24 protein-coding genes are annotated in these 26,398 nt (G+C 62.8%); 21 read left to right on the forward strand and 3 right to left on the reverse strand.

Annotation, left to right across the window (positions count from 1 at the left end; all coding sequences use genetic code 11):
- Positions 1–90 precede the first annotated feature (90 nt).
- The 3 genes from ACXJKE_RS22480 (at position 91) to lnt (ending at position 3,612) form a co-directional block, all read left to right on the forward strand.
- Positions 91–828: a GNAT family N-acetyltransferase gene (locus ACXJKE_RS22480; RefSeq protein ID WP_457282811.1), complete on the forward strand. Its 738-nt coding sequence runs from the start codon at positions 91–93 to the stop codon at positions 826–828.
- A 335-nt stretch (positions 829–1,163) separates the two neighbouring features.
- Positions 1,164–1,946 carry an HlyC/CorC family transporter gene (locus tag ACXJKE_RS22485; RefSeq protein ID WP_254806495.1) on the forward strand — a complete coding sequence of 261 codons (783 nt, stop codon included), beginning with the start codon at positions 1,164–1,166 and terminating at the stop codon, positions 1,944–1,946.
- 55 nt (positions 1,947–2,001) lie between these two features.
- Positions 2,002–3,612 carry an apolipoprotein N-acyltransferase gene (gene lnt, locus ACXJKE_RS22490; protein ID WP_457282812.1) on the forward strand — a complete coding sequence of 537 codons (1,611 nt, stop codon included), beginning with the start codon at positions 2,002–2,004 and terminating at the stop codon, positions 3,610–3,612.
- Between the two features lie 223 nt (positions 3,613–3,835).
- Here lnt and ACXJKE_RS22495 read toward each other — a convergent pair whose 3' ends face one another.
- On the reverse strand, positions 3,836–4,744 hold the full coding sequence (locus ACXJKE_RS22495; RefSeq protein WP_457282813.1) for a LysR family transcriptional regulator: 909 nt from the start codon (positions 4,742–4,744) through the stop codon (positions 3,836–3,838).
- A 265-nt stretch (positions 4,745–5,009) separates the two neighbouring features.
- Between ACXJKE_RS22495 and ACXJKE_RS22500 the strand changes: the two genes are divergently transcribed.
- Positions 5,010–6,065, forward strand: a complete 1,056-nt coding sequence (locus ACXJKE_RS22500; RefSeq protein ID WP_457282876.1) for an asparaginase — start codon at positions 5,010–5,012, stop codon at positions 6,063–6,065.
- Positions 6,066–6,150: 85 nt separating this feature from the next.
- Here the strand turns inward: ACXJKE_RS22500 and ACXJKE_RS22505 are convergent, their stop codons facing one another.
- Positions 6,151–6,924 carry an SDR family oxidoreductase gene (locus ACXJKE_RS22505; protein WP_457282814.1) on the reverse strand — a complete coding sequence of 258 codons (774 nt, stop codon included), beginning with the start codon at positions 6,922–6,924 and terminating at the stop codon, positions 6,151–6,153.
- A 146-nt stretch (positions 6,925–7,070) separates the two neighbouring features.
- Between ACXJKE_RS22505 and ACXJKE_RS22510 the strand changes: the two genes are divergently transcribed.
- From ACXJKE_RS22510 to ACXJKE_RS22565, 12 genes are all read left to right on the forward strand, one after another.
- Positions 7,071–8,051 carry a LysR family transcriptional regulator gene (locus ACXJKE_RS22510; protein WP_457282877.1) on the forward strand — a complete coding sequence of 327 codons (981 nt, stop codon included), beginning with the start codon at positions 7,071–7,073 and terminating at the stop codon, positions 8,049–8,051.
- Between the two features lie 82 nt (positions 8,052–8,133).
- Complete coding sequence (glyQ, locus tag ACXJKE_RS22515) at positions 8,134–9,054, forward strand: glycine--tRNA ligase subunit alpha (RefSeq protein WP_457282815.1); 921 nt, start codon at positions 8,134–8,136, stop codon at positions 9,052–9,054.
- A complete protein-coding gene (locus ACXJKE_RS22520) occupies positions 9,054–9,353 on the forward strand; it encodes an antibiotic biosynthesis monooxygenase family protein (RefSeq protein ID WP_457282816.1) in 300 nt (99 codons plus the stop codon). The genes glyQ and ACXJKE_RS22520 overlap by 1 nt, the downstream gene beginning before the upstream one ends.
- An 11-nt stretch (positions 9,354–9,364) precedes the next feature.
- Positions 9,365–9,898 (forward strand): metal-dependent hydrolase, encoded by a 534-nt coding sequence (locus ACXJKE_RS22525; RefSeq protein WP_457282817.1) that lies wholly within the window; start codon positions 9,365–9,367, stop codon positions 9,896–9,898.
- Positions 9,895–12,000: a glycine--tRNA ligase subunit beta gene (gene glyS / locus ACXJKE_RS22530; RefSeq protein WP_457282818.1), complete on the forward strand. Its 2,106-nt coding sequence runs from the start codon at positions 9,895–9,897 to the stop codon at positions 11,998–12,000. Before ACXJKE_RS22525 ends, glyS begins: the two co-directional genes overlap by 4 nt.
- Positions 12,001–12,005: 5 nt before the next feature.
- Positions 12,006–12,458: a hypothetical protein gene (locus tag ACXJKE_RS22535; RefSeq protein WP_457282819.1), complete on the forward strand. Its 453-nt coding sequence runs from the start codon at positions 12,006–12,008 to the stop codon at positions 12,456–12,458.
- A 53-nt stretch (positions 12,459–12,511) separates the two neighbouring features.
- Positions 12,512–13,084 carry a D-glycero-beta-D-manno-heptose 1,7-bisphosphate 7-phosphatase gene (gmhB, locus tag ACXJKE_RS22540; RefSeq protein WP_457282820.1) on the forward strand — a complete coding sequence of 191 codons (573 nt, stop codon included), beginning with the start codon at positions 12,512–12,514 and terminating at the stop codon, positions 13,082–13,084.
- 118 nt (positions 13,085–13,202) lie between these two features.
- Positions 13,203–13,982, forward strand: coding sequence for a lysophospholipid acyltransferase family protein (locus ACXJKE_RS22545; protein ID WP_457282821.1), 780 nt, complete (start codon positions 13,203–13,205; stop codon positions 13,980–13,982).
- A gap of 36 nt (positions 13,983–14,018) precedes the next feature.
- On the forward strand, positions 14,019–15,044 hold the full coding sequence (locus ACXJKE_RS22550; RefSeq protein ID WP_457282822.1) for a M48 family metallopeptidase: 1,026 nt from the start codon (positions 14,019–14,021) through the stop codon (positions 15,042–15,044).
- Positions 15,045–15,192: 148 nt separating this feature from the next.
- Positions 15,193–15,633, forward strand: a complete 441-nt coding sequence (locus ACXJKE_RS22555; protein ID WP_348049366.1) for a response regulator — start codon at positions 15,193–15,195, stop codon at positions 15,631–15,633.
- Positions 15,634–15,694: 61 nt separating this feature from the next.
- Positions 15,695–19,999 (forward strand): PAS domain S-box protein, encoded by a 4,305-nt coding sequence (locus ACXJKE_RS22560; RefSeq protein WP_457282823.1) that lies wholly within the window; start codon positions 15,695–15,697, stop codon positions 19,997–19,999.
- Positions 20,000–20,114: 115 nt separating this feature from the next.
- Complete coding sequence (locus ACXJKE_RS22565) at positions 20,115–20,759, forward strand: response regulator (protein ID WP_457282824.1); 645 nt, start codon at positions 20,115–20,117, stop codon at positions 20,757–20,759.
- 232 nt (positions 20,760–20,991) lie between these two features.
- Here the strand turns inward: ACXJKE_RS22565 and ACXJKE_RS22570 are convergent, their stop codons facing one another.
- A complete protein-coding gene (locus tag ACXJKE_RS22570) occupies positions 20,992–22,089 on the reverse strand; it encodes an MBL fold metallo-hydrolase (protein ID WP_457282825.1) in 1,098 nt (365 codons plus the stop codon).
- A 126-nt stretch (positions 22,090–22,215) separates the two neighbouring features.
- Here ACXJKE_RS22570 and ACXJKE_RS22575 point away from each other — a divergent pair, with 126 nt between their 5' ends.
- From ACXJKE_RS22575 to ACXJKE_RS22595, 5 genes are read left to right on the forward strand one after another with little or no spacing between them, the layout of a single operon-like run.
- Positions 22,216–22,620, forward strand: a complete 405-nt coding sequence (locus ACXJKE_RS22575) for a MerR family transcriptional regulator (protein WP_457282826.1) — start codon at positions 22,216–22,218, stop codon at positions 22,618–22,620.
- A gap of 26 nt (positions 22,621–22,646) precedes the next feature.
- Positions 22,647–23,840 carry a serine hydrolase domain-containing protein gene (locus tag ACXJKE_RS22580; protein ID WP_457282827.1) on the forward strand — a complete coding sequence of 398 codons (1,194 nt, stop codon included), beginning with the start codon at positions 22,647–22,649 and terminating at the stop codon, positions 23,838–23,840.
- Positions 23,841–23,899: 59 nt separating this feature from the next.
- Positions 23,900–24,343, forward strand: a complete 444-nt coding sequence (locus ACXJKE_RS22585; protein ID WP_457282828.1) for a PaaI family thioesterase — start codon at positions 23,900–23,902, stop codon at positions 24,341–24,343.
- A 34-nt stretch (positions 24,344–24,377) separates the two neighbouring features.
- Positions 24,378–25,559, forward strand: coding sequence for an isovaleryl-CoA dehydrogenase (locus ACXJKE_RS22590; protein ID WP_457282829.1), 1,182 nt, complete (start codon positions 24,378–24,380; stop codon positions 25,557–25,559).
- A gap of 11 nt (positions 25,560–25,570) precedes the next feature.
- A complete protein-coding gene (locus ACXJKE_RS22595) occupies positions 25,571–26,383 on the forward strand; it encodes a hypothetical protein (protein ID WP_457282830.1) in 813 nt (270 codons plus the stop codon).
- The last annotated feature ends 15 nt before the right edge of the window (positions 26,384–26,398 follow it).

Raw genomic sequence — 26,398 nt, forward strand, 5'->3', positions numbered from 1 at the left:
TAAAGGTGTTTTTTTGAAGCGGCCCTCTATTGACGCTGGTTCAGAAGCCCCTAGACTGTTGATTCTAGGGAAAACCCTTATATTGAGATCATGGTTACACCCAGCACCCTTTTAAGAGCATCCTATAACGCAGGCAAGGAATTCTTCCGGCCTCCCGTGGAAGAGCGCGCCTCCGCGGCACCTCCAGCGCGTCACGTCCAGCCCGTCATGGTTCCCATCCGCTCGATCGGCCCCAGCCACGGGGAACGCATCGCCACCCATTTGCTGGCACTGAGCCCCCACGACCGTTACCTGCGCTTTGGCTATTCGGCCAACGATGAGCAGATTCACCGCTATGTAGACGGGCTCAACTTCGAGCGCGACGAGATTTTCGGCATCTACAACCGCAAGCTGGAACTGATCGCCATGGCCCACCTGGCGCATACCACCGACCCCAACCTCAAGAGCTGCGCCGAGTTCGGCGTGTCTGTATTGGCCCAGGCGCGTGGCCGCGGCTACGGCTCGCGCCTGTTTGACCGCGCGGTCATGCACGCCCGCAACAACGGTGTCGACATGATGTTCATCCACGCGCTGAGCGAAAACACCGCCATGCTCAACATCGCACGCAAGGCCGGCGCCACGATCGAACGCGACGGCTCTGAAAGCGAGGCCTACCTGAAGCTGCCGCCGGCCGACCTGGACTCGCGCATGACCGAAATGGTCGAAGAACAGATCGCCCAGACCGACTACCGCCTCAAGGTTCAGGCCAAGCAGTTCTGGGACCTGCTGGCGATGGTCCAGGAAGTGCGGCAGGGCGTGCGGGATGGTCGGGACCGCATGCCGATGTGATGGCTTCGGTTTGGGGGGGGGGCTCGTGAGGCCGGTGCAACAACCGGCTTCTTGCTATTAATTCGATAGCTGCTTGCGCTCATTCCCATTGGTTGTGCGCCAAAAATCATCCACGCCGCCGCCGCGTGGCCCTGAATGGACACAAACCCAAACAAGAAATACAAAAAGCCAACCGCTTCGGCACGCGACGGCAAATTACGCCTGCGCACCGTCAAGGATTTCAGCTATCCTTAGCCCCTTCACAACTACCGACCGCCCATCACGTGTCCGACGTTCCCCCCAGTCGGTCTTCCAGGCCAGAAGACAAACGCGGCTTTTTGCAGAAGCTCGCTGAAATGCTCCACCCAGGCCCCGACTCGAAGGACGAGTTGATCGAGACCCTGGTGGAAGCCCAGGACAATGACGTCATCGGAGCCCAGAGCCGCGAGATGCTCGAGGGGGTCATCCGCATGGCCGACATGACGGCGGGCGATGTCATGGTGGCAGCCCCGCGCATGGACGTGATCAACATCGACGCGCCGTTCGACGAACTGCTGCACCTGGTGATCGACACCGCCCACTCGCGCTTTCCCGTCTACGAAGGCGAAAAGGAAAACATCCTCGGCATCCTGATGGCCAAGGATCTGCTCAAGCTGCAGCGCGCGCCCGAACTCAACATCAAGGCCCTGCTCCGGCCCGCCGTCTTTGTGCCGGAAAGCAAGGGGCTGAACGACCTGCTGCGTGAATTCCGCGGCAACCGCAACCACCTGGCCATCGTCATTGACGAATTCGGCCGTGTGGCAGGTCTCATCACCATTGAAGACGTGCTCGAGCAGATCGTCGGCGAGATCGAGGACGAATTCGACATCGCCGAAGACGAGGGCGACATCTTCGGCCTCAGCGACCACACCTACCGCGTCAGCGGCGACACCTCCATCGAGCGTGTCAACGAAGCTTTTGGTGTGACGCTGCCCGAAACCGACTTCGATACGATCGGGGGGCTGGTGGCGCATGAGATGGGCCATGTTCCCAAGCGCGGCGAGCATTACGCGCTGGCAGGCCTGCAGTTCACCGTACTGCACACCAAAGGTGGGGCCGTGCGCTGGTTCAAGGTGTCGCCGGTCAGCGCCGGCGTCTGACAACGAATTCAAGAAAAAGGGCGGGCTGACTATGGGACGGGATTCGATTCAAAGCATGATGTCCCATCTCCCGACCTTGCCTGCGCTGCTTGAGCACGCACGCAACCCGCCGCCGCGCAAAGGCATTTCCCCGTTCCAGGTTGCTATTATTTTGATAGCTGGTTGCACCCATGCAGCAAGCATGGCCTGGCCTTTTGATTTTGGTTTTGCACAGGGCCAGCCGCTGTGGTGGCTGCAACTGCTGGCGCTTTTCCTGTTTGCCGCGCAACTTGACAGCTGCCGCTCCTGGAAACGTGCCGCGTGGATGGGCGGCCTTTTCGGCACGGCGATGTTGTGCAGCACCTTCTGGTGGCTGTTCATTTCCATGCACTACTACGGCGGGCTGGCCGCGTCACTGACCGTGCTGGCCATTGTGCTGCTTGCCGCCTTCCTGTCGCTTTACTACGCAGCGGCCAGCGCATTTTTCGTGAAGCTGGCGCCCAGACGCAGGCTGCCACGCGCCGCAGTGTTTGCAGCTCTCTGGCTGCTGGCGGAGCTGGCCCGGGTCGAGTTCTTTACCGGCTTTCCCTGGGGCGAGGGCGGCTATGCCCACGTCGACGGCTGGGCCAGGCCACTGGCCGCGTGGGTGGGCGTGCATGGGCTGACTTTCCTGGCAGCGCTGGTTGCAGCATGGCTGGCCATGACCCTGCGCTCATCCCATGTGCAATGGCTCAACGTGACCGGCATCCTGGTTGTCTGCATAGTGGCGGGTTACCTGCCGGTGCAAAGCGCCTGGCCCGGCGATGCCCCGGTCCAGCCCGCCGAGGCGCTGGGCGTTACGCTGCTGCAGGGGAACATTCCCCAGAACGAAAAATTCCAGCCCGGCACAGGCGTGGCCACAGCGCTGCGCTGGTACGGCCAGCAGCTGCGCGATGCGAAAGCGCCGCTGGTGGTGGCGCCTGAAACCGCCATCCCCGTGCTGCCCCAGCAATTGCCGGAAGGCTATTGGCAAGCGCTGCAGGCAAGGTTTGCCGCCGGCAACCAGGCGGCATTGATCGGCCTGCCGATTGGCAGCTCCCAGGCCGGGTACGCCAACTCTGTGCTGGGCTTCAAGCCCGGGCAAGCAGAGCCATACCGTTTCGACAAGCATCACCTGGTGCCGTTCGGCGAGTTCATACCGACGGGTTTCAGGTGGTTTATCGACATGATGCACATCCCGCTGGGCGACTTCAACCGGGGTGCGGTCGGGCAGGCTTCCTTCGAATGGAAAGGCCAGCGGCTGGCGCCCAACATCTGCTACGAAGACCTTTTTGGCGAAGAGCTGGGCGCACGCTTCATCGATCCTGCGCTCGCCCCGACGATTTTTGTCAATGTCAGCAACATCGCCTGGTTCGGCAACACCGTGGCGATTGACCAGCACCTGCAAATTTCGCGCATGCGCGCGCTGGAATTCAGCCGACCGATGATTCGTGCCACCAACACCGGCGCCACAGTCATCATCGACCACCAGGGCAAAGTCACGCATTCGCTGGAACGCCACACGCGCGGCGTGCTGAACGGCGACGTCCAGGGCCGCAACGGCATCACACCGTATGCCCAGTGGGTGTCCCGCTACGGCCTCTGGCCGCTGTGGGGCTTCGGGCTGGGCGTGGCCGGCCTGGCGCTCGCGTTCCGACGCCGTCGGTAGACTGGCCCACCCCGTCGGACGCTCACTGCGTGTAGCGCCTTCCCCCTTCCAGGGGCGGCGCCTGCGGCTTGGCAAAGCCAGTTCCGCGGAGAAATAGTTTCACCCCTGTCCAGGCTCACTTCGTGTAGCCCGTTCCCCCCTCAAGGGGGCGGTGCCAGCGGCCCGGCAAAGCCGGTTCCGCGGCTCCTGCTGGCTTGGAGGAGCCGCGGTGAGTCGGCTGTGTTCAGTGCGTTGCAGCCATCACGCCGTGCAGTAGCTCCGGCAGCATTTCTAACATCCGAATCGCATCCTGACCCGGCGGTGTGCTGCTCGCAAAATACATCTGGAGCGGCGCCTGGGCAAAATCATGCAGCGGCACCGCTGTCAATGATTGCGGGTCCAGGTTGCTGGCCGTCAGGAAGTCCACCACCGTCCAGCCCATGCCGCGCTTGACCAGCTCCAGCGCCAGCCGCGAGGTGTGCACCTGCAACCCTTCAGGGGCGGTCAGGCCCAGGTGGCGCGCCAGGTCGTCGATCGACTGGCACATCGGATCCTCACCCACCAGGCGGATCAGCGGCATGCTGGCCAGGAAAGACATCGGGTTCTGGCGCCTTGCCTTCACGGCCCGCTGCCAGATGTCGCGCGTGACGGCCAGGTAGAGCGGGCCGCTCACCAGCGTCGAGCTGGTCAGCAACGGGTGCGGGTGTTCATAAAAACCAAGGGCAAAGTCCACGCTGCGCGTCAGCAGTGCCTGCACCATCTGGTCCTGGTGCAGCGTGCGCACCTCGACGCGAACGCGCGGGTAGCGCGCCATGTGCCTTTCCAGCACCAGCGGCAAAAACTCATGGCTGACGGACGGAATGGCCGCAAGCCGCACCTGGCCGCCGGCCGACTGCCGCAGGTTGACGGCAATGCGCTTGAGCCCGTCCAGCTTCTGGTGGATTTGCGAAGACTCTTCAAACAGCACGCGCGCTTCGGGCGTGGGGGCCAGCGTGCCCTTGCCGCGGGTAAAAAGCTTGTAGCCCAGTTGCAATTCCGTGTGTGCAATCGTCTTGCTGACGGCCGAGGGCGTGATGCAGATCAGCCGCGCCGCGGCGCTCATGTTGCCGGTCTGCATCACCGCCTGGAAGACTTCAAGTTGCCTGAGGTTCATGTCGCTGCGGGTATGTCGCTGCCGGGTCGACGGAGATGCATGGGGCCATGCTGCTGAGGGGTGTGAGTTTTAGTCATACCCCTCGTTACATTATGCATCGCTGGGGGCTGCCAGCGTCGCTACGATGAGCCACCTTTGGCCGCAAGGCTGGGGAAATCGCCGCACAGGCTGGTGAAACCGCTTGTTTTGCTCGCTGTGCGCAAAAAATCAGACAAATTCCATTTCCTTGGAGACATACATGCAAATAGCCTCAACATTTCGTCACATGGGCGCCGCGCTTGGCCTGGTGGCATTTACCTCGCTCGGCGCGCCCGCACTGGCGCAAACCACCGCCAAACCCAACGTCGTGATCCTGGCCACCGGCGGCACCATTGCCGGCGCCGGCGCTTCGGCCCTGAACAGCGCGACTTATGCCGCCGCCAAGGTGCCGGTCGACAAGTTGCTGGCTGGCCTGCCCGAGCTGGCCAACGTGGCCAATGTCAAGGGCGAGCAGGTCTCGCAAATTGCTTCCGAAAGTTTCACCAACGACAACCTGATGAAATTGGGCAAGCGCATCTCGGCGCTGGTCAAGCAGTCCGACGTGGACGGCATCGTGGTCACCCACGGTACCGACACCCTGGAAGAAACCGCCTACTTCCTGAACCTCGTGATCCGCACCAGCAAGCCCATCGTGGTGGTCGGTTCCATGCGCCCAGGTACGGCGCTGTCGGCCGACGGTGCGCTCAACCTTTTCAACGCCGTGAGCGTGGCCGCCAGCAAGGACGCCGCCGGCAAAGGCGTGCTGGTCACCATGAATGACGAACTCCAGAGCGGCCGTGATGTCACCAAAACCATCAACATCAAGACTGAGGCCTTCAAGAGCCAGTGGGGCCCGCTGGGCATGGTGGTAGAAGGCCAGAATTACTGGTTCCGTGCCCCTGTGAAGCGCCACACCGCGCAGTCCGAATTCAACATTGATGATTTCGAAGCGCTGGCGCCGGTCGACATTGTCTATGGTTATGGCAACGTGCCGCGCTCCGCGGTGGACTCCGTCGGCAAGACCGGCATCAAGGCCCTGATCCACGGCGGTACCGGCAACGGTTCCGTGGCCGACCGTGTGGTTCCCGCGCTGCAGGAAGTTCGCGCCAAAGGCATCCAGGTGGTGCGCTCCTCGCGTGTGCCCGAAGGCTTTGTGCTGCGCAACGCCGAGCAGCCTGACGACAAGTACGACTGGGTGGTCGCGCATGACCTGAACCCGCAAAAGGCCCGCATCCTGGCCGCCGTGGCCTTGACGAAGAACATTGACAGCAAGGAACTGCAGCGCATCTTCTGGCAGTACTGAGTTCACGCAGTTACAACAGGAAGAAAAGGGCGATGCCGGCAGCGGCATCGCCCTTTTTCGTTCTCGCGGCGTACGCGGGAAGTGCTTACAGCTGGCTCATGCCGCCGTCGACGATCAGCTCGGTGCCGACAATAAAAGCCGCTTCGGGCGATGACAAATACACCACGGCGCTCGCCACTTCATCGGGCGTGCCGAAGCGCTTGATCGGGACTTGCGCCTGGATGCTGGCGGCCAGCGCACCGAGCTGGTCTGCGGGCACGCCAAGCTTGCCGTACAGCGGCGTCGTAACCGGGCCGGGGCTCACCACATTGACGCGGATGCCGCGCGCGACCAGTTCACCTGACAGCGTTTTTGCCAGCGAAATCAGCGCCGCCTTGCTGGCGGCATAGACGCTGGAGTTGGGCATGCCGATATGGGCATTGATCGAGCCGTTCAGGATGATGGCGGCGCCCGTGTTCAGCAGCGGCGACAGCGCCTGGATCGCAAAGAACGCGCCTTTCACGTTGACGTTGAAGGTGTCGTCCCAGAGTGCTTCGTCCACGCTTTCCAGCGGGGCGAATTTGGCCAGGCCGGCATTGATGAACACGGCGTCCAGCGTGATGCCTTCGGCGGCCAATGCGCTGGCCAGTGCCTTGGCCGAGCCGCTGGCGCCTGCGTCGTTGCGCAGGGCGATGGCGCCTGTGCCCAGTTGGGCTTTGGCTTGGTCCAGTGACACCTGGTCCCGGCCGGTGATGACGACCCGCGCGCCTTGCCCGGCGAATTGCAAGGCGGTGGCCAGGCCGATGCCGCTGTTGCCACCCGTGACCAGCACGGTCTTGTTGGCGAAGCGGGGTGTGAATGAAGTGGTTTGCGTGGTCATGTCGATTTCCTTTGTCTTGGGTAGGGGGTTCCTGGTTCGGTGGGCTTCCTGCCTGCCGATGAGTCCAATGTAAGTTTCATCTTCTATTGGAAGAAGGCCGTAAAACTGATTTAATCATTCATCTTTTATGAATGATTGGGATTGAAATGGACCGGCTGCGTGCGTTTGAGATGTTTGTCACCGTGGTGGGCCGCGGCAGTTTCACGCGTGCGGCCGATGCGCTGGACACCTCGCCGGCCAACGTCACCCGCTATATCAATGAGCTGGAAGCCCACCTCGGCACGCGCCTGCTCAACCGCAGCTCCCGCAAGCTCTCGCTCACCGAAAGCGGCGAAGCGCTGTATGAGCGCAGCAAGTCGATTCTTGAAGAGGTTGCCGACGCGGAGGCGCTGGCCTCGTCGGCAACCCTGCAGCCGCGCGGGCGCCTGCGCATCAATGCGCCTGTGAGCTTTGGCATCCGTCACCTGGCGCCGCTGTGGCCGCGCTTCATGCAAAGCTATCCCGAGGTGGAACTCGACATTGCCCTCAGCGACCGCGTGGTGGACATCGTGGAAGAAGGCTACGACCTCGCCATACGCATCTCGCGCACGGGGCCGGCCACCCATGCAGCCCGCAAGCTCGCGACTTCCTGCAACATCCTCTGTGCCGCGCCGGCCTATCTGAAAAAGCACGGCCGCCCGGCCGTGCCCGCCGACCTCGCGGGCCACAGCTGCCTGGGCTACACCTATGCCGCCACCGCCAACGAATGGCACTTCACCGACAACGAGGGCCGCCCGCACGCGGTCAAGGTCAACTACATCATGCACGCCAACAACGGCGATACCGCCCGCGAAGCAGCCGTGGCCGGGCTGGGCATCATCTGGCAGCCGGCCTTTCTGGTCGGGGAAGACCTGCGCGAAGGCCGGCTGGTGCCCCTGCTTCCCGGCTACCGCATGCCTGAAATCGATGTGCTGGCGGTGTACCCCAGCCGGCGGCACCTGAGCGCCAAGGTCCGTGTGATGGTGGATTTTCTGGTCGAGGCCTTCAAGACCGGCCCCGGCTGGTATGTGCCGCCCACCCAGATGCCGCCAGTGATGCCGACCGGTAAGGCGCTTACCAAGGCGCCCGCGCGCCGCCGCGTAAAATGACCGGCTTGGCGGCCGCCACCTGAGGCGCCGCTCCCCGGGCCTGCAATCCAGGTGCCCCCGCGTTTGGCAAAACTCCACTCTTATGCTTACTTTCCAGCAAATTATTTTGAAGCTGCAGTCCTATTGGGCCGACCAGAGTTGCGCGCTGCTGCAGCCCTACGACATGGAAGTCGGCGCAGGCACTTCGCACACCGCGACGTTTCTGCGCGCGCTGGGCCCCGAGCCCTGGAAAGCCGCCTATGTGCAGCCCAGCCGCCGCCCCAAGGACGGCCGCTACGGCGAGAACCCCAACCGCCTGCAGCACTACTACCAGTACCAGGTGGTCTTGAAGCCCGCACCCGCAAACATCCTTGAGCTCTACCTCGGCTCTCTGGAAGCGCTGGGCTTTGACCTGAAGAAAAACGACATCCGTTTTGTCGAAGACGATTGGGAAAATCCGACGCTGGGCGCCTGGGGCCTGGGCTGGGAAGTCTGGCTCAACGGCATGGAAGTCACGCAGTTCACCTACTTCCAGCAGGTCGGCGGCATTGACTGCAAACCCGCCACCGGCGAAATCACCTACGGCCTGGAACGCCTGGCCATGTATTTGCAAGGCGTGGACAACGTCTACAACCTGACCTGGACCGAAGGGCCTGATGGCTCAAAGCTCAGCTACGGCGACGTCTACAAACAGAACGAGGTTGAGCAGTCGACCTACAACTTCGAACACAGCGACGCCGATTTCCTCTTCACCGCCTTCACCGCGCACGAAAAGCAGGCCAAGCACCTGATCGATGTGCAATTGGCCCTGCCGGCCTATGAGCAGGTGCTGAAAGCTGCCCACAGCTTCAACCTGCTGGACGCCCGCGGCGCCATCAGCGTGACCGAGCGCGCCGCCTACATCGGCCGCATCCGCAACCTGGCCCGCGCCGTGGCGCAAAGCTATTACGAAAGCCGTGAGCGCCTGGGCTTCCCGATGGCACCGCGCGAATGGGTGGAGCAGATGGCGAAGAAGGCGGCCTGATGATTCTGGAACTCGCCCAGTTGCAGGTCAAGCCCGGCGAAGCGTCCGCTTTCGAGGCGGCTTTTGCCCAGGCGCAGGCCATCATCGCGTCAATGGGTGGCTACCAGGGCCACGAGTTGCAGCGCTGCCTGGAAAACGACCATCACTACATGCTGCTGGTGCGCTGGAACACCCTGGAAGACCACACCGTGGGTTTCCGCCAGTCAGAGCCCTACCAGGCATGGCGCAAGCTGCTTCACCATTTTTACGATCCGTTTCCCACGGTGTTGCACTACGCCGATGCCACGCCAAAACGGTGAGCTGATCTTCGATGCCCACCATCTTTTCCCACATCGCCGTTCCCGTTGCTGCTGCAGTGGCCCTCGGTAGCAAGCGGATACCGCCTTCCATGCTGGCGGCGGGCATGGTCGCGGCCATCCTCCCCGACTTTGACGGCATCGCCTTCAAGCTCGGCATCCATTACGGCGGGATCTGGGGGCATCGCGGCTTTACCCACACCCTGGGCTTTGCGCTCGTTGTGGGCCTCATCGGCTGGTGGCTGGCGCGGCACTGGAAACTGGCGCCATGGCAGGGCTATGCGTGGATAGCGCTTTGCGTGTTCTCGCATCCCTTGCTGGACACCCTGACCAATGGCGGCGTGGCCATTCCTCTCTACTGGCCGTTTTTCGACCAGCGGTTTTTCAGCCCATGGCGGCCCGTTGAGGTGTCGCCCGTCTCCTTTTCCCGGTTCTTCACGCAACGCGGCGCCGACGTGTTGCTCAATGAGATCCAAACCATCTGGCTGCCGCTGATGGTTGCAGCCCTGGCCATTTTTGCGCTCCGACATTCCCGAAAAAACCAATGAACGCCTCCCAAAACCTTCTTGTTGAACTGTTTGTCGAAGAGCTGCCGCCCAAGGCACTCAAAAAGCTGGGCGATGCCTTTGCCGGCGTGCTGTTCGAGCAGCTCAAGGCCCAGGGCCTGACGGCGGCAGATTCGGTCCTCACGGCATTTGCCTCTCCACGCCGTCTGGCCGCGCATGTTACGGCGGTGGCCGCACAGGCCGCCGACAAGGCCGTTTCGCAGAAACTCATGCCGGTGGCGGTGGGGCTGGATGCTTCGGGCAATGCCACACCCGCGCTGCTCAAAAAGCTGCAGGCGCTGGGCGCCGATGCGTCGGCGGTTGCAGGTCTCAAGCGCGCGCCCGATGGCAAGGCAGAGGCGCTGTTTTACGACAGCAACGTCAAGGGCGCGACGCTGGTTGAGGGGTTGCAGAAAGCCTTGCTCGAAGCCATTGCCAAATTGCCGATTCCCAAGGTCATGACCTACCAGCTGGCCGACGGCTGGAGCGATGTGAAATTTGTGCGCCCGGCGCACGGCCTGGTCGCGCTGCATGGCAGCTCGGTGGTCGCTATCGAGGCGTTGGGCCTCAAAGCCGGCAACGCCACGCATGGCCACCGCTTTGAAGCGGCCGTCGACCCGGTGGTGCTCAAGGATGCCGACAGCTACGCCGCTACCCTGCAAAAAGACGGCGCGGTGATCGCCAGTTTTGCCGCGCGCAAAGCCGAAATCGTCAAGCAGCTTGCTGCAGCCGCAGCCAAAGTTGGCGGTGGCGCCAGGGCGATTGAAGACGACGCGCTACTCGACGAAGTGACCGCGCTGGTCGAGCGCCCCAATGTGTTGATTTGCGAATTCGAAAAAGAATTCCTCGGGGTGCCGCAGGAATGCCTGATCCTCACGATGAAGGCCAACCAGAAGTACTTCCCGCTGCTCGATGCTTCGGGCAAGCTCACCAACAAGTTTCTGGTCGTGAGCAATATCAGTCCAACAGATGCCAGCGCCGTGATTGGCGGCAACGAGCGCGTGGTGCGGCCGCGCCTGGCCGATGCCAAGTTTTTCTTCGACCAGGACCGCAAGAAGACGCTGGCTTCGCGCGTTGAAGGTCTGGGCAAGGTGGTGTATCACAACAAGCTGGGCACGCAGGGTGAGCGTACGCAGCGCGTACGCGCCATTGCCGAGGCCATTGCCAATCGCCTGAATGCCAATGTGGCCGATGTACAGCGCGCCGCCGAGCTGGCCAAGACCGACCTGGTGACTGACATGGTCGGCGAGTTCCCCGAGCTGCAGGGCACCATGGGCCGCTACTACGCGCTCAACGACGGTCTCAGTGCCGATGTGGCCGACGCGATTGAGGACCACTACAAGCCGCGTTTTGCCGGCGACGAACTGCCGCGCAACACCGTCGGCGTCATCGTCGCGCTGGCCGACAAGCTGGAAACGCTGGTCGGCATGTTCGGCATCGGCAATCTGCCGACCGGCGACAAGGACCCGTTCGCGCTGCGCCGCCATGCGCTGGGCGTGATCCGCATGCTGGTCGAGAAAGACCTGCCTTTGGACCTGCTTGAGCTGGTTCAGGGCGCCCAGCCGGTGTTCGGTGACAAGATCCAGGACGCGTCCATCGCGTTGGTCGATTTCATCTACGACCGCCTCGCCGGTTCCCTGCGCGAGCAGGGCTACAGCGCGCAAGAAGTCGATGCCGTGCTGGCCCTCAAACCCCAGCGCCTGGGCGATGTGGCCAAACGCCTGTCGGCTGTGCGCGCCTTTGCCGCGCTGCCCGAAGCACCGGCTCTCGCTGCGGCCAACAAGCGCGTCGGCAATATCCTGAAGAAGGCTGAAGGCACGGTTGAAGCAGCCGTCAAACCCGAGCTGCTGCAGGAAGCTGCCGAGAAATCCCTCGCGGATGCATTGAAAACAGTGGCGCCCAAAGCCGAAGCCGCTTTTGCCGCCGGTGACTACGCAGCATCGCTGCAGGCATTGGCCGCCCTGAAGGCGCCGGTGGATGCCTTCTTCGACGGCGTGATGGTCAATGCCGAAGACCCGGCGCTGCGCGCCAACCGCCTCGGGCTGCTGGCGACGCTGCACCAGGCCATGAATAAAGTGGCCGACCTGTCGCGCCTGGCGGTGTAACAGCGATGACGACGCCAGAATCGCCAAATAACCCTGAGATGGCGCAAGTGCGTCCGGCTCTGCGGTTTGAGCTTGTGCTTGGCACGTTCGCCGGCGTAGTGGTCCTCGCTTATGTGCTGGCGTATCTGGCGCTGATGTTGTTTGGTTTCGATTATGGGAGTGCCATTTTTGACGTTGCGCCCTTGTTTGGCGCATTGATGGCCAGTTGGCAGTGCGCCAAGTCCTATCGTTTCACGCTGACGAACATGGACTATTGGATACTTATTGTTGGCTGTCTGGTCATCGAAACCGGTATTTCGGCTCTGGTGATTTCCCAGTTCAATCCGCGCATACTGGCGATGCACCTTACCTTACTGCCTATGCGCCTGGGCTTTCATTTGCTGGCCCTGATGTACTTGTATTCGGATAAGCGGATGGCCCGGCAAATAACGTCGCTTGCGTCGGGGCAAAAAAAGTGAAGTGATGCATCACAAATGAAGTACTGTTTATCTAGCTACCAGCCTTATTCACCATGAAACTCGTCATCCTCGACCGCGACGGCACCATCAACAGCGACAGCGACGACTTCGTCAAGGCACCGGACGAATGGTTGCCGCTGCCGGGTTCGCTGGAGGCCATTGCGCGCCTGAACCACGCCGGCTGGCACGTCGTGATCGCGTCCAACCAGTCGGGGCTGGGGCGCGGCCTTTTCGACGTGGCGGCGCTCAACGCCATGCACGCCAAGATGCACAAGCTGCTGGCCGCTGTCGGCGGGCGCATCGATGCGGTGTTTTACTGCCCGCATGCCCCTGAGGAAAGCTGCACCTGCCGCAAGCCGTTGCCTGGCCTTTTTGAGCAGATCGGTGCGCGTTTCGGCGTGCCGCTCAAAGGCGTGCCCACCGCAGGGGATTCTTTGCGCGACCTGCAGGCCGGTGCGGCTGCCGGGTGCGAACCGCACCTGGTGCTGACGGGCAAGTCGGCGCGCTACCGCAGCGGCGGGCGGCCCGAGGGCCTGCCCGAAGGCACCCAGCTGCACACCGATTTATCGGCATTTGCCGATTTCATCCTGGAACGCAGCGCCCGGCCCCTGCAAGTGGCCTTGTAGGTGACGCTATAAAAATGCTAGCTGCCCGCGCTGACCAGATAAGGGTTAGAGCCTTAAAACATCGTGAAAACTGCTGTACACCAGCATCCAAAACCTGCCTGATACCGGAAACCTTGACATGCGCCTGATTCGATCAATTCTTCACCTGCTGTGGATGGCCATCACAGTGATCCCCTGGGCTACTTTCGTGGTGATTGCCTCGGTGTTCGTCAGCAGCAATACCATGTACTGGATGTGCGCGGGCTGGCTGCGCGTGGCGGTCAGCGGCGGTACGTTCATCCTGGGCATCAAGAACCGGGTGACCGGCATGGAAAACCTCCCCACGGGCCAGACCAGCGCAGCCGTGCTGCTGCTCAAGCACCAGAGCACCTGGGAGACCCTGTGCATGCCCACGCTGATGCCGCACCCGCTGGCCTATGTGTTCAAGAAAGAGCTGCTCTACGTGCCGTTCTTCGGCTGGGCCATGGCGCGCATGGACATGATCCACATCGACCGGAGCCAGCGGTCGCAGGCTTTCAACAAGGTCGTGGTGCAGGGCAAGCGCCTGATGGCGCAGGGAACCTGGGTCATCATGTTCCCCGAAGGCACGCGCATCCCGCGCGGCCAGAAGGGCACTTACAAATCCGGCGGTACGCGCCTGGCCATTGAAACCGGCGCTCCCGTGATCCCGATTGCCGTGACCTCGGCCAAATGCTGGCCGCGCAAGGCCTTCATCAAAACCCCGGGCATCGTTGACATCTCCATCGGCAAGCCGATCGACAGCACCGGCCGGCAGCCCGACGAGTTGATGCGCGAGGTGGAAACCTGGATCGAAGCGGAAATGCGGCGCCTTGACCCCGAGGCTTATGCCGGTGAAGTGGTCGCCGCGCCCGCCACACCCGTCGCACCCAATACCTGAGCGGCCAGCCTGCCCATGCTGTCAAGCTAAACTGCCATGATGCAACGGCTTCTTCAGTTCACGCTCGACCTGTTTGATTCCGCGCCGGCGCCGCTTGCTGGCGTTCCCAGCGGCTCAAAAGCCAGAAAAAACAGGCCAAAAAGGCCTGTAGCCCCTATAAATACTGCGCCGACAGCTATCGAAAACATAGCGAATGGTGAGTTCGTGGGGCCGCAACTACCCGCCCAAACCTTGCAGCAGGCGCTGGCACCCGCCACCTTCCGCCATCCGCGCGCCACCCGTGAGACCGTGCTGGACGGCATTTTGGTGGCTTATGAGTTCCGCCGCAGCAAACGCAAGACCATCGGCTTTTCTGCCGGCGCCGACGGCCTCACGGTGAGCGCGCCCAAATGGGTGCCGTTGTATGAAATCGACAAGGCGGTGCTGGAAAAATCCGGCTGGATCCTGGCCAAGCTGCAGGAAACCCGCGTGCGCCATGAGCGCCTGGAGTCCGCACGCATTGACTGGAAGGACGGTACCACGCTGCCTTTCCTGGGTGACCAGGTCATTGTGGTGATCGATCCGCGGCACGCTTTCGGCGGTGTCGGCGCCGAACTCAAAACCAGTACCGCCGCCGAAGTGCTGCTGCAGGGCAACGACGATGCGGCCAACGGCACCTTGCCCGGTGTGGCGCAGCTCACGCTGCACGTGGGCCTGCCCCACCATGCCACGCCCGAGCAGATCCGCGACGCCGTGCAGGCCTGGCTGATGCGCCAGGCCAAGCGCATCTTTACCGAGCGGCTCAACCATTTCGCGCCGCACCTGGGCGTGCAGTGGCACAAGCTCAGCCTTTCCAGCGCCGGCACCCGCTGGGGCAGCGCCAGCGCCGATGGCTCCATCCGGCTGAACTGGCGCTTGATCCATTTCAAGCAGTCGGTGATCGACTACGTGGTGGTTCATGAGTTGAGCCATCTGCGTGTCATGGACCACAGCCCGCGCTTTTGGGACACCGTGCGCGCGGTGGTGCCCGACTACGCCGAGCTGCGCGGCCAGCTCAAGGACGAAGCGATCCCTCGCTGGTAAGCCTGCGCTGCAGCCCCGGGCAAGCCCCGTTAAGAGACGTGAAAGGGGTACAAATCACAGTACTGCGGCGTTTCTTTACTTGGTAATATGAGAAAAAACCAAAAAACCAGAAAACGACAGGGATTGACTCCGCGCACCTGAAGTCCACATGAACGACAAACTCATACTCGTAGTTGAAGACAATCCGGACCACCTGGAACTGACCGTGCTGACGCTGGAGGAGCAGGGCGTCACAGCCGAGATTGCCGTCGCCCGGGACGGTGTGCAGGCGCTGGACTTTCTGTTCGGCCAGGGTGCCCATGCGGGGCGCGACACGCAAAGGCAGCCGGCTTTCATCCTGCTCGACATGAAGCTGCCCAAGCTGTCCGGCCTGGACGTACTGCGCAGCGTGCGGGCCAATCCCCTGACCGCGCTGGTGCCGGTTGTCATGCTGACATCTTCCAGCGAGCGGTCCGACATCGTGGCGTGTTACCAGAGCGGGGCCAACGGGTTTGTCCGTAAACCCGTCGATTTTGGGGGGCTGACCGAAAAGCTCAACCGCCTGCAGGCGTACTGGCTGGGCGTCAATGAATCCATCGCGGCCGGCTGACATCCCGTGACGCACCGGTGGCCCAGAAACACCCGGTGCCGGTACCTGCGGCGCTGATGCCATGAAGCTTCAAATCACGCTGCGGACCCGCCTTGTCATGCTCGTGCTGGTGGCGATCGTGCCGATGTTTGGCCTGTCCATTTTCAAGGCCGTCTACAACGCCGACACCGCCGTCGAGCGCGCCCAGACCGACCTGCAATTCGCCGCATCGCTGGCCGCATCCAGCCAGCAGCGCCTGGCGGAATCGGCCCGGCAGATACTGACGGCGATTGTTCATGTGCCCAGCCTGCGGGACGGCAACGCCGACCGCTGCAACCGCTACCTTGTAGAGCTCAACAAGCTGTTTCCGCTTTACGCCAATTTCGGCATTGTGGGAACGGACGGCTATGCGCTGTGCAACGGGCAGGAAGGCGTGCGGCTCGGCTACCTGGGCGACCGTGCCTATTTCCGCAATGCCGTTGAGCAGCGCAGCTTTGTGGTGGGTGAATACATTGTGGGGCGTGCCACGGGCCGGCCTTCCATCACATTTGCGTTGCCGCTGCTGGACAAGGACGGGCGCGTTGACATTGTGGCTTTTGCGTCGGTAGACCTGGCCGAGATGGCGAAGTCCACCATCGACGTCCAGCTGCCGCCCGGCGGCGCGCTGGGCATACACGACCGTGGTGGCGTGCTGCTGGCTGGCAAGCCCGACCTCCCCATACGAATCGGGCAGGTGGCCAGAAGCCCCGTGCTGAAGGCGGCCGTGCAGCAGATGCGTACCGGAACCAGCGATGGGCCGGACGGCACCGGGCAGCGCCGCCTGTGGGCTTTCATGCCCAGCAGCCCCGACGTACACGCCGCTTTTTTTGTGGCGGTCAGCCTGGACCGCGAACTGGTCGTGGGCGCCAGCCGGGAACAGCTGTGGCTGGAACTGGTGGTGTTGTTGCTGGTGGCATTTGTGGGCGGCGGCGTCGCCTGGGTCATTGGCGGGCGTGCCATCGTGGAGCCCACCCGAAGCATCCTTGAGGCCATCCGGCAGCTCCAGAACGGCCGGCTGGATGTGCGGATACCGCCAGGCCGGCCTGACGACTTCGGGGAGTTTGCGAGGATATCCACAGGTTTTAACCGCATGGCCGAGTCGCTTGAGCAACATCGGAGTGTCCTGGAGGCTGAACTGGCAAACAGCGAAGCCATCCAGCAGAAACTGCGGGACGCCCAGCGCCTGGGCCGCATCGGCTACTGGCAGCTGGACACCGGCACCGATGAAAGCTGGTGGTCCGATGAGGTTTACGAGGTGCTCGGTGTTGACCGCGCGACCTTCGACAGGAGTCATGGCAGATTCATGCAGCTGGTCCATCCCGGGGACCGCCAGGCCTTCAAGGAACGGCGCGATCTGTCCGTTCGGACCAACCAGCCGCTGGACATTGAGTTCCGCATCGTCACGTCCGCCGGCGAGATTCGATGGGTCCACCTGTTTGGCCGCGCTGACGAAGCACAGCCCGGGGACACCGGGCAGGAGGGGCAAGGCGCGAGCCGCGGCCCGTCGGGGCGCCGCCGCTCCGGCGTGATCCAGGAAATTACCGACCGCAAGCGCGCGGAACTGGTGGTGGCCCGAAGCACGGAGCTGCTGAACCGCACCGGCGCGTTGGGGAAAGTCGGTGGATGGGAGGTCGCTGTCGACACCATGACGCCTTACTGGTCTGAAGAAATTTACCGCATCCACGAACTCGATCCGGCGGCCGGCCTGGGGGTTGAGGAGGCGCTCGACTTTTACGCACCCGAAGCGCGGCGCACCATCCGCTCGGTCGCCCTGGCTGCCCTGAAGCAGGGTACGCCATGGGACCTGGAGCTGCCCCTCATCACGGCAAAGGGCCGGCGCATCTGGGTGCGCACGCAGGGCCGGGCTTTGCAGCGGGACGGCAAGGTTGTGAGCCTGGTCGGCGTGCTGCAGGACATCACGGAACAGCACGAAGCGCAGGCGCACCTGCGCCTTCTGGAAACCGCCGTATCCCGGCTCAACGACATTGTGCTCATCACCGAGGCCGCACCCATCGATGGCGCCGGCCCGCGCATCATCTTTGTCAACGACGCTTTTGAGCGCCGTACCGGTTACACGCGCGAAGAGGTGCTGGGAAAAACGCCACGCCTGATGCAGGGCCCCAAAACGCAGCGGGACGAGCTCGACCGCATCAAGGCTGCACTGGAAAAATGGCAGCCCGTACGCGCCGAGCTGATCAATTACACCAAGAGCGGCGAGGAGGTCTGGCTGGAGCTCGACATTGTTCCGATCACCGACACCAAAGGTCACTACACCCACTGGGTCGCGGTGCAGCGCGACATCACCCAGCGCAAGCTGGCAGAGCAGGCGCTGGTAGAAAGCGAGCACCGCTACTCGGCTCTCTTTGAAATGGCACCGATCCCGATGTGGGTTTTTGACGCCGAGACCTATCGCTTCCTCATGGTCAACGAAGCCGCCGTCAAGAGCTATGGCTATACGATGGAAGAGTTTCTGTCGATGACGATCTACGACATTCGCAGCGAAGCAGAAGCTCAAAACCTCCGGACCCAGCACGCCGCCTCGCCTTTGATCGTCAAGGAGCGCTGGGAGCATCGCCGCAAGGACGGGTCGTTTTTCACCGCCCGCCCTTTTTCAACCTCGGTGCGGTATGCCGGCCGGCCGGCGCGTTTTGTCCTGGCGCTGGATATCTCGGCCCAGGTCAAGGTTGAAAATGAGGTCCAGGAACACCTGTACACCTTGCAGCGCGCCGCTGACGCGGCCCAGGCCATCACCTGGCACCAGACGCTTGAAAGCACCATGCACGAGGTGGCCGAACAGGCCCGGGGGGTGATAGGCGCGCACCAGGCGATCGTCAGCCTCACCGTGAACAGCGACTGGGGGCAGGCCATCAACGCCCTGTCGCTTTCCGAAAAGTATGCGAAATACCGGGACATGATCGAGGCGCCCGACGGCACCGGCATTTACGCCCTGGTCTGCCAGACCAACCGGTCCATGCGCATGACACAGGCAGAGCTGGAGGCGCATCCGCGCTGGCGCGGCTTCGGCAGCTACGCCGACAAGCATCCGGCCATGCGCGGCTGGCTGGCCGTACCGCTGACGGGCCGCGACGGCAAAAACATCGGGCTGCTCCAGCTGTCCGACAAATACCAGGGCGAGTTCACGCAGGAGGACGAATATGTGGCGCTCGAACTGGCCCAGCTCGCGTCCATCGCCATCCAGAACTCCCGCCTGATCGAGGAGGTCAGCCAGCTCAACACCGGGCTGGAGCAGAAAGTGGCGGACCGCACGCTGGCGCTGGAACGCCAGCAGGCCCTCTTCAAGGCGCTGGCCGAACAGGCGCCCCAGGTGGTATGGACCAGCGATCCGGACGGCGCGGCCACCTACTTCAACCGCGCCTGGTTTGACCTGGCGGGCGGCAAGATGGAGGACTGGACCGGCACGCAATGGTTTGCCGCCATTCATCCGGACGACCTCCCCGATATCAGGGCCCGCTGGCAGGTCGCCCGGGAGACGCGGTCGCAATATTCGGGCATACGCCGCGTGCTGGCCAGGGACGGCGTGCACACCATGTCCTACCGCGCATCGCCCGTGCTGGACGAACGCGGTGAAGTGGCCTTTTGGGTGGGCATCGACGCGGACATCACCGAGATCAAGGCCATTGAAGCCGCCCTGCGCCTGTCCAACCAGGAACTCGAAGCGTTTTCATACTCCGTGTCGCACGACCTTCGCTCGCCGCTGAACACCGTTGACGGCTTCAGCCGCCTGCTGGGCAAACACCTGGGGGCCGATGCCGGCGAGAAGGTGACGCACTACCTGGCACGTATCCAGGCCGGCGTAGCGCAGATGGGGCAACTGATTGAAGACCTGCTGTCGCTGGCGCAGGTGTCGCGCACCCCCCTGAATAACAAGGTGGTGGACCTGTCGGAGCTTGCCCGCATCATCCTGGACGAATGGCGGGTGCGCGACCCCGAGCGCAAGGTTGCGGTGAACATCGAAAAAGGCCTGAAGGCGCACGGCGACAGCCGGCTGGTCCGGGTGGTGATGGAAAACCTGATCGGCAATGCCTGGAAGTTCAGCGCCCAGCAACCCCTCAGCGAAATCACGGTAGGCTGCCAGCTTGATGCCGCGGGGCTGCCGGAGTTTTTCGTCAGGGACAACGGTGCCGGCTTCGACATGGCTTATGCCGACAAGCTCTTCAAGCCGTTTCAGCGCCTGCATGCTGTCGCGGAGTTTCCGGGCACGGGCATCGGGCTGGCCACCGTCAGCCGCGTGATCAAGCGGCACGGCGGCAGGTTGTGGGCCGAGGCGGCGCCCGGCAAGGGGGCAACGTTCTTCTTCACCCTGCCCACCGCACCGCTGTCTCCCTGACGCTGGCAGTGCCCGCTGGTGTTAGTTGATGCTTACTATCATTTTCTGTGAAGCGATTGAGTCGAATTGATTAAAATGCCCAAAATGAAACACTCCAATCCCCGTTCGGTCTGCCATGGCGCGTGAACCCAAGTCCTTCGAGGCCGCGATCACGGCTGCGGATTTCTCCAGCGAGGATTACTGCGGCACCAGCTATGCAGCCAAGCTTCTGGGGCTCTCCGTTGCGACGGTGCAGTCCCTGGTTGAAAAAGGGGAAATCGAGGCGTGGAAGACGCTGGGTGGGCACCGCCGCATTGCGCTGCAGTCCATCAACGCCTACCTGGCCAAAAACAGCCCACAGCTGTCCCGCGTCGACACCGACCCCAAAAGCCGCCTGCGGGTGCTGATGGTGGAAGACGACGAAGACACCCGCGAGCTGTACCGCTGCCAGTTTGAAGACTGGGACCTGCCGGTTGACTGCACCTGGATGCCATCTGCCCTGGAGGCCATGATGGATATCGCCAGCATGCGGCCCGACCTGCTGATCACGGACCTGTCCATGCCCGGCGTGGACGGCATTGAGATGCTTAAGGCGCTCAAACGCAACGTGCAGCTGGCCGATATGCAAATCGTGGTGATCAGCGGCCTGCCGCCCGACGCCATTGAGGCCCGCGGGGGCCTGCCGCAGCACGCCCACCTGCTGAAAAAACCTGTCAACTTTGAATGGCTGCACGGTTACCTCACCGCTTTGGTGACGGCTAACCGGAAGTGGCGTAGTTAAGCCCCCACGCTTTTCACTTCGCCTTCGGCTTCGTGTAATGCGCTGCCCCCCGAGGGGGCGCTGCGCCTGCGGCCCGGCAAAGCCGGTTCCGCGGCCCCGGCTGGTAAAGAAGGGGTCCCACGATCACTCATTCCTATGTGCCGAATCGGGCTGCAGGCCAATAGGGACGAGCGCGAGCAGCTACTAAAAACATAGCGGCCATGCTTGTGAGTGCAGCTGCGCCTGGCCCCGCTTACGGACTAACGCTGCTGAAACGGTAAATCCCATCGGCATCCAGCCGGCGCGTGAGCTTTTCGCCAAACCACAACGCATGCAGGTGCGCCACGGCTTCGCCCATGGCGAAGGTGGTCTGGTGCAGGTCCAGCTTGCGGGGGAACATGATGGGCAGTATGTCGGCCGCGCTGCAGGGCGCGGCGGTGCAGGCCTGCATGACTTCGGCCAGCCGGTCGCGATGGTGGTCGTGCAGCTGGCCTATGCGTGTGTGCAGGCCGCGAAAGGGTTTGCCGTGTGACGGCAGCACCAGCGTGTCTTCAGGCAGCGGCAGGAATTTGTCGATGGATTCCAGAAACAGCGTGAGCGCGTTCGACTCCGGCTCCATGTCGTACACGCTGACATTGGTCGAAATGCGCGGCAACACCATGTCGCCGCTGATGAGGGTGTTCAACTCTTCGCAGTGCAGCGCGATGTGTTCGGGTGCATGGCCGTAGCCGCTGATGCTGCGCCAGTCGCGCCCACCGATCCGAACCGTCATGCCGTCCATGATGCGGACGTAGCTGGCCGGCACGGCCGGCACCATGCCGGGGTAGTAGCTGGCCCGGCCGCGTATTTTCTCGACGGATTCCGGGTCAACCAGTCCGTGCGCGGCAAAAAAGCGCGCGGCGCTCTCGCCGCCGAAGCCGGTGGTGCTTTGCGAGCCAATGCGGGCTGACAGGTAGTCGGTGGCGCTGATCCACAACATGCAAACGTGTTTGGGCGTGGTCCAGCGTTCGCAGAGCCAGTGCGCCAGCCCGATATGGTCTGGGTGCATGTGCGTCACGATGACACGCAGCACCGGCAGGCCCTCAAGCTGGGTGGCAAAAACCGCTTCCCACTGCGCTTTCGACTCTTCCCGGCTGATGCAGCAGTCCACGATGGTCCAGCCCTGGATCTTCGCGCCCGCCCGGTCCGGGTCGTCCATCTCGTCGCGCAGCAGCCACAGGTTGATGTGGTTCAGCGCAAAAGGCAGGGCCATGCGTATCCACTTGACGCCCGGCGCCACCTCCATGGTCATGCCCGACTCGGGCAGGGTGTCTCCAAAGGGGTAATCCAGTTGCTGCTCAAGGAGGTTCATGTCATCATTCGCGGTATATTTGACGTTTACGTAAACGTCATACACAACCATTGTAGGGACCGCGCCTGTTTCGCGCTGCCTCAATAGCCACGAGCCCTTAGCGTTTGCAAAGAAGACTTCACCACCATGGCCACCACCTACACCATCAGCGACCTGGCAAAAGAGTTTGACCTGACGACGCGCGCCATGCGTTTTTACGAAGACATGGGCTTGCTGCAGCCCCAGCGCGAAGGCGCGGGCGGGCGCAACCGCGTGTACACCGCGCGTGACCGCACCCGGCTCAAACTCACCCTGCGCGCCAAGCGCCTGGGCCTGTCGCTGACCGAGGCCAAGGACATCATCGACATGTACGACAGCCCGCGCGACACCGGGCCGCAGCTGCGCAAGTTCCTCGCCATCCTGGCGCAGCACCGCGCGCAGCTGGAGGAGCAGATGACCGAACTGCAGGGCAACCTCGAAGAGGTGAAAACGCACGAGCGCGAGGCCAAGGCGCTGCTGGCGAAACTTGAGAAAGCGAAGCAGGCGGCGTAGCGGTGACCTGCTTTGCGACTAGCCCCATGACGATCGATTCCCTGCGCCGCGCGGCCCTGGTCCTGCTCGCGGTGGGCCTGCCCGCCCTCGCGGCGGCCCAACAGGGATGCACCGGCTCATTCCTCAACCCTCAGCAGCGATTTCCGTTCAACGAAGCGCGGGCGGCTGCTGCGCCGGCGGTGTTTGGCCATGGCCTGCCATTGGAGAACGTGACGTATCGCGTTGCCGGGGATCCCGAAGCTCATTCGCTCGAGGAGTACCTGACCCGTTTCTGCACGACGGGACTTCTCGTCCTGCATGAGGACCGGATCGTCTATGAGCGATACCTGCAGGGAACCGGCGCCCAGGGCGCGCTGCTCTCGGCGTCCATGTCGAAGACGATCCTGTCGCTGCTGGTCGGCGTGGCGGTCGCGGAAGGCAAGCTGGCGCTGGGCACCACCGTCAGGCAGGTCTTGCCAGGCTTCGAAGCCAGCGCATTTGCCGACGACACGGTGGAGGATCTGCTGCGGATGGCCACTTCGGCCAGGCTTCATGCCGCCTACGAGGCGGGCGCGATATCGGACAACCGCGCGACCGACCCCACCGTCTCGCCGCGCCAGAGCATGCGGCGCTACCTGAAGGAGAAGACGGATCGATCGCCCGCCGGCAAGACCTTCAGCTACAACGGCGCGGTGACCGCGTTGCTCGGCCTCATGCTGAGCGAACGTACCGGCATGAGCAACACCGCGTATCTGGAAGACAGGATATGGTCGCGCCTCGGGGCCGAGGGCAGCGGCTTCTGGATCAAGAATTTCCACGGTGAGGAGGGCGTTCAAGGCCAGTTCGCCGCGCGCCTGCGCGACTACGGCCGGCTGGGGGCGCTGGTGCTGAACCGGGGGCAGGCGGCAGGCGGGCAGGTCGTGCCCGCCGCATGGATCGACGAGATGGTCATGCTGCGGCCGGACAAGCCGCAGCCCAAAGGGGCCCCGTTCTATGGGTTGCACGTCTGGATTCCGCAGGCGGCCGGCGGCCGGTCCTTTTTCTGGGGTGTCGGCGGCCAGAATATCTTTGTCGATCCCGTCGCCCGCATGGTGATTGTCCATACGGGCAATTCGCGGGAAGCGCAATTTGCCGGCGATGCACATCTCTTTCCCCTTCGTGACGCGATCGCACGGACTCTCAGGTCGCGCGCGAAGCTTTCACCGCCCTTGGACAGTGCTTCCGCCAGCAGGCATAATTGACGTTTACGTAAACGTCAACTAAAACAAGAGCCGCCTTTTATCCGTTCAAAGGGTCTTCCATGGATGCAACCGCCGCACCGTCCACACTGTTTCGCCGCATTGAAGCCAGTTTTTTGCGCCAGGGCCTGATGCAGCACCTGGGCGCGCGCCTGCTGCGCGTGGAGCCCGGTCTGTGCGAGGTGGTCTTGCCCTATTCGGAGCGCGTGACGCAGCAGCAGGGCAGCTTTCACGGCGGCGCGATGGGCGCGCTGGCCGATATCGCCGGGGGTTACGCCGCGCTGACCATGGCTGCGGAAGATTCCGAGGTCACCACGGTTGAATACAAGATCAACTTCATGGCCGGTTTCAGGGACGGCGAGCTGCGCGCCCTGGGCCGCGTCGTCAAGGCCGGCAAGCGCATCATCGTCACGACCGCTGAAGTCACGCACGTCGGCGCAGCGGGCAAGGAAAGCGCCTGCGCGCTGATGCAGCAGACGCTGGTGCCCGTGCCCAAGACCTACTAATCCAATCCCGTCATACGACTTCAGAAAGCCCACCATGACCAACATGCCCGGACTCAACTTCATGCTCGGTGAAGACATCGACGCACTGCGCGACGCAGTGCGCGAATTCGCACAGGCCGAGATCGCCCCGCGCGCCGCCGAGATCGACCGCAACGACCAGTTCCCGATGGACCTGTGGCAAAAAATGGGCTCGCTCGGCGTGCTCGGCATCACCGTGGGTGAGGAATACGGCGGCGCCAACATGGGCTACCTGGCCCACATGATCGCCATGGAAGAAATCAGCCGTGCCAGCGCCTCGGTGGGGCTGTCCTACGGCGCGCACAGCAACCTCTGCGTCAACCAGATCAAGCGCAACGGCACCGACGAGCAGCGCAAAAAATACCTGCCCAAGCTCATCACCGGCGAGCACGTGGGCGCGCTGGCCATGAGCGAGCCCGGCGCCGGCAGCGACGTCATCAGCATGAAACTGAAAGCCGAAGACAAGGGCGGCTACTACCTGCTCAACGGCAGCAAGATGTGGATCACCAACGGCCCCGACGCCGACACCCTGGTGGTCTATGCCAAGACCGAACCCGAACTCGGCGCGCGCGGCGTGACCGCCTTCCTGATTGAAAAAGGCATGAAGGGTTTTTCCGTTGCGCAAAAGCTCGACAAGCTCGGCATGCGCGGCAGCCATACCGGCGAGCTCGTCTTCAACAACGTCGAAGTCCCGGCCAGCCAGATTCTCGGCGGCCTCAACAGCGGCGCGAAAGTGTTGATGAGCGGCCTTGACTACGAACGCGCCGTGCTCACCGGCGGCCCGCTCGGCATCATGCAGTCCGTCATGGACAACGTCGTGCCCTACATCCACGACCGCAAGCAGTTCGGCCAGAGCATCGGTGAGTTCCAGCTCATCCAGGGCAAGGTCGCCGACATGTACACCGTGCTGCAGGCCGGCCGCTCGTTTGCCTACACCGTGGCCAAAAACCTCGACATGCTCGGCACCGACCACGTACGCCAGGTCCGCAAGGACTGCGCCTCCGTCATCCTCTGGTGCGCCGAAAAAGCCACCTGGATGGCCGGCGAAGGCGTGCAGATCTACGGCGGCAACGGTTACATCAACGAATACCCGCTGGGTCGCCTCTGGCGCGACGCCAAACTCTATGAAATCGGCGCCGGCACCAGCGAAATCCGCCGCATGCTGATCGGGCGCGAATTGTTCGCCGAGACCATGTAAGGCCAGTACCCATGCCAGTGACACATCAGACGGCGAGATGGCTCCTTGTGCTCGTGCTTGCCGCGCTTCTCGGTGCGTGCGAAAAAGATGAGCCCCCGCCCTACGCGGCAGTGCCGCAAGCCGACGCGACGTTCGAATGCGGCGTCCCCGAATCGCTGCGGGGAAAGGCCGTGAACGTCTTTCTTGATGCCTCAAGGGTGGGGGAGGTCTCCGAGGAGGCTGTGCTCGCCCTGAAGGGCCGTTTCGCGACGTACGCCGTCGGTCTCACCCTGCGGGACGGCACAACCGTCAGCATCGACCTTGACGAGCCCATGGCTTTCACCGCCAAGGGCCAGACGCTTCATACAGGATGTGAGCAGTTCAAGTGGGCCAGCATGGGAAACCTCACGCTGTTTGAATACGCCCATGGCGCCGGAAATCCTTATCCCGCCCAGCAGTTGATGTATTCGCACGGCCCAACGCCTGACTTCAAGAACCTGCGCCCACTCCTTGCGGGAGGCAAGGGCGTATTCTATGAACGCGAAGGAGACCGCTGCCTGACCGGACTGGTCCAGGGTGACGGTGAGGTGGACAGGTGGTGCTACCAGAGCGGCAAGCTGCACCAGACCCGGAAGATGCTGACCGCGTCGCTCACTGACGGCAAATACCGTTTTGTCTGTGATTTTTCCGGAGAAGGCCCTTTGCTGGTCGATGCATCCATCGTGAAGTCCGGGCCGAACCCCACACCCTCGGCCCCGTTCAGCGACAAAGAGCTCGCCACCCTGACCGATAAATGCCTGGAAGAAAAAGCGCTGTTGAAGGCGAGGGCGATCGATGAAACGTGACTTTCAGCCGCTTGC

This window comes from Polaromonas sp. P5_D5, from assembly GCF_054049435.1.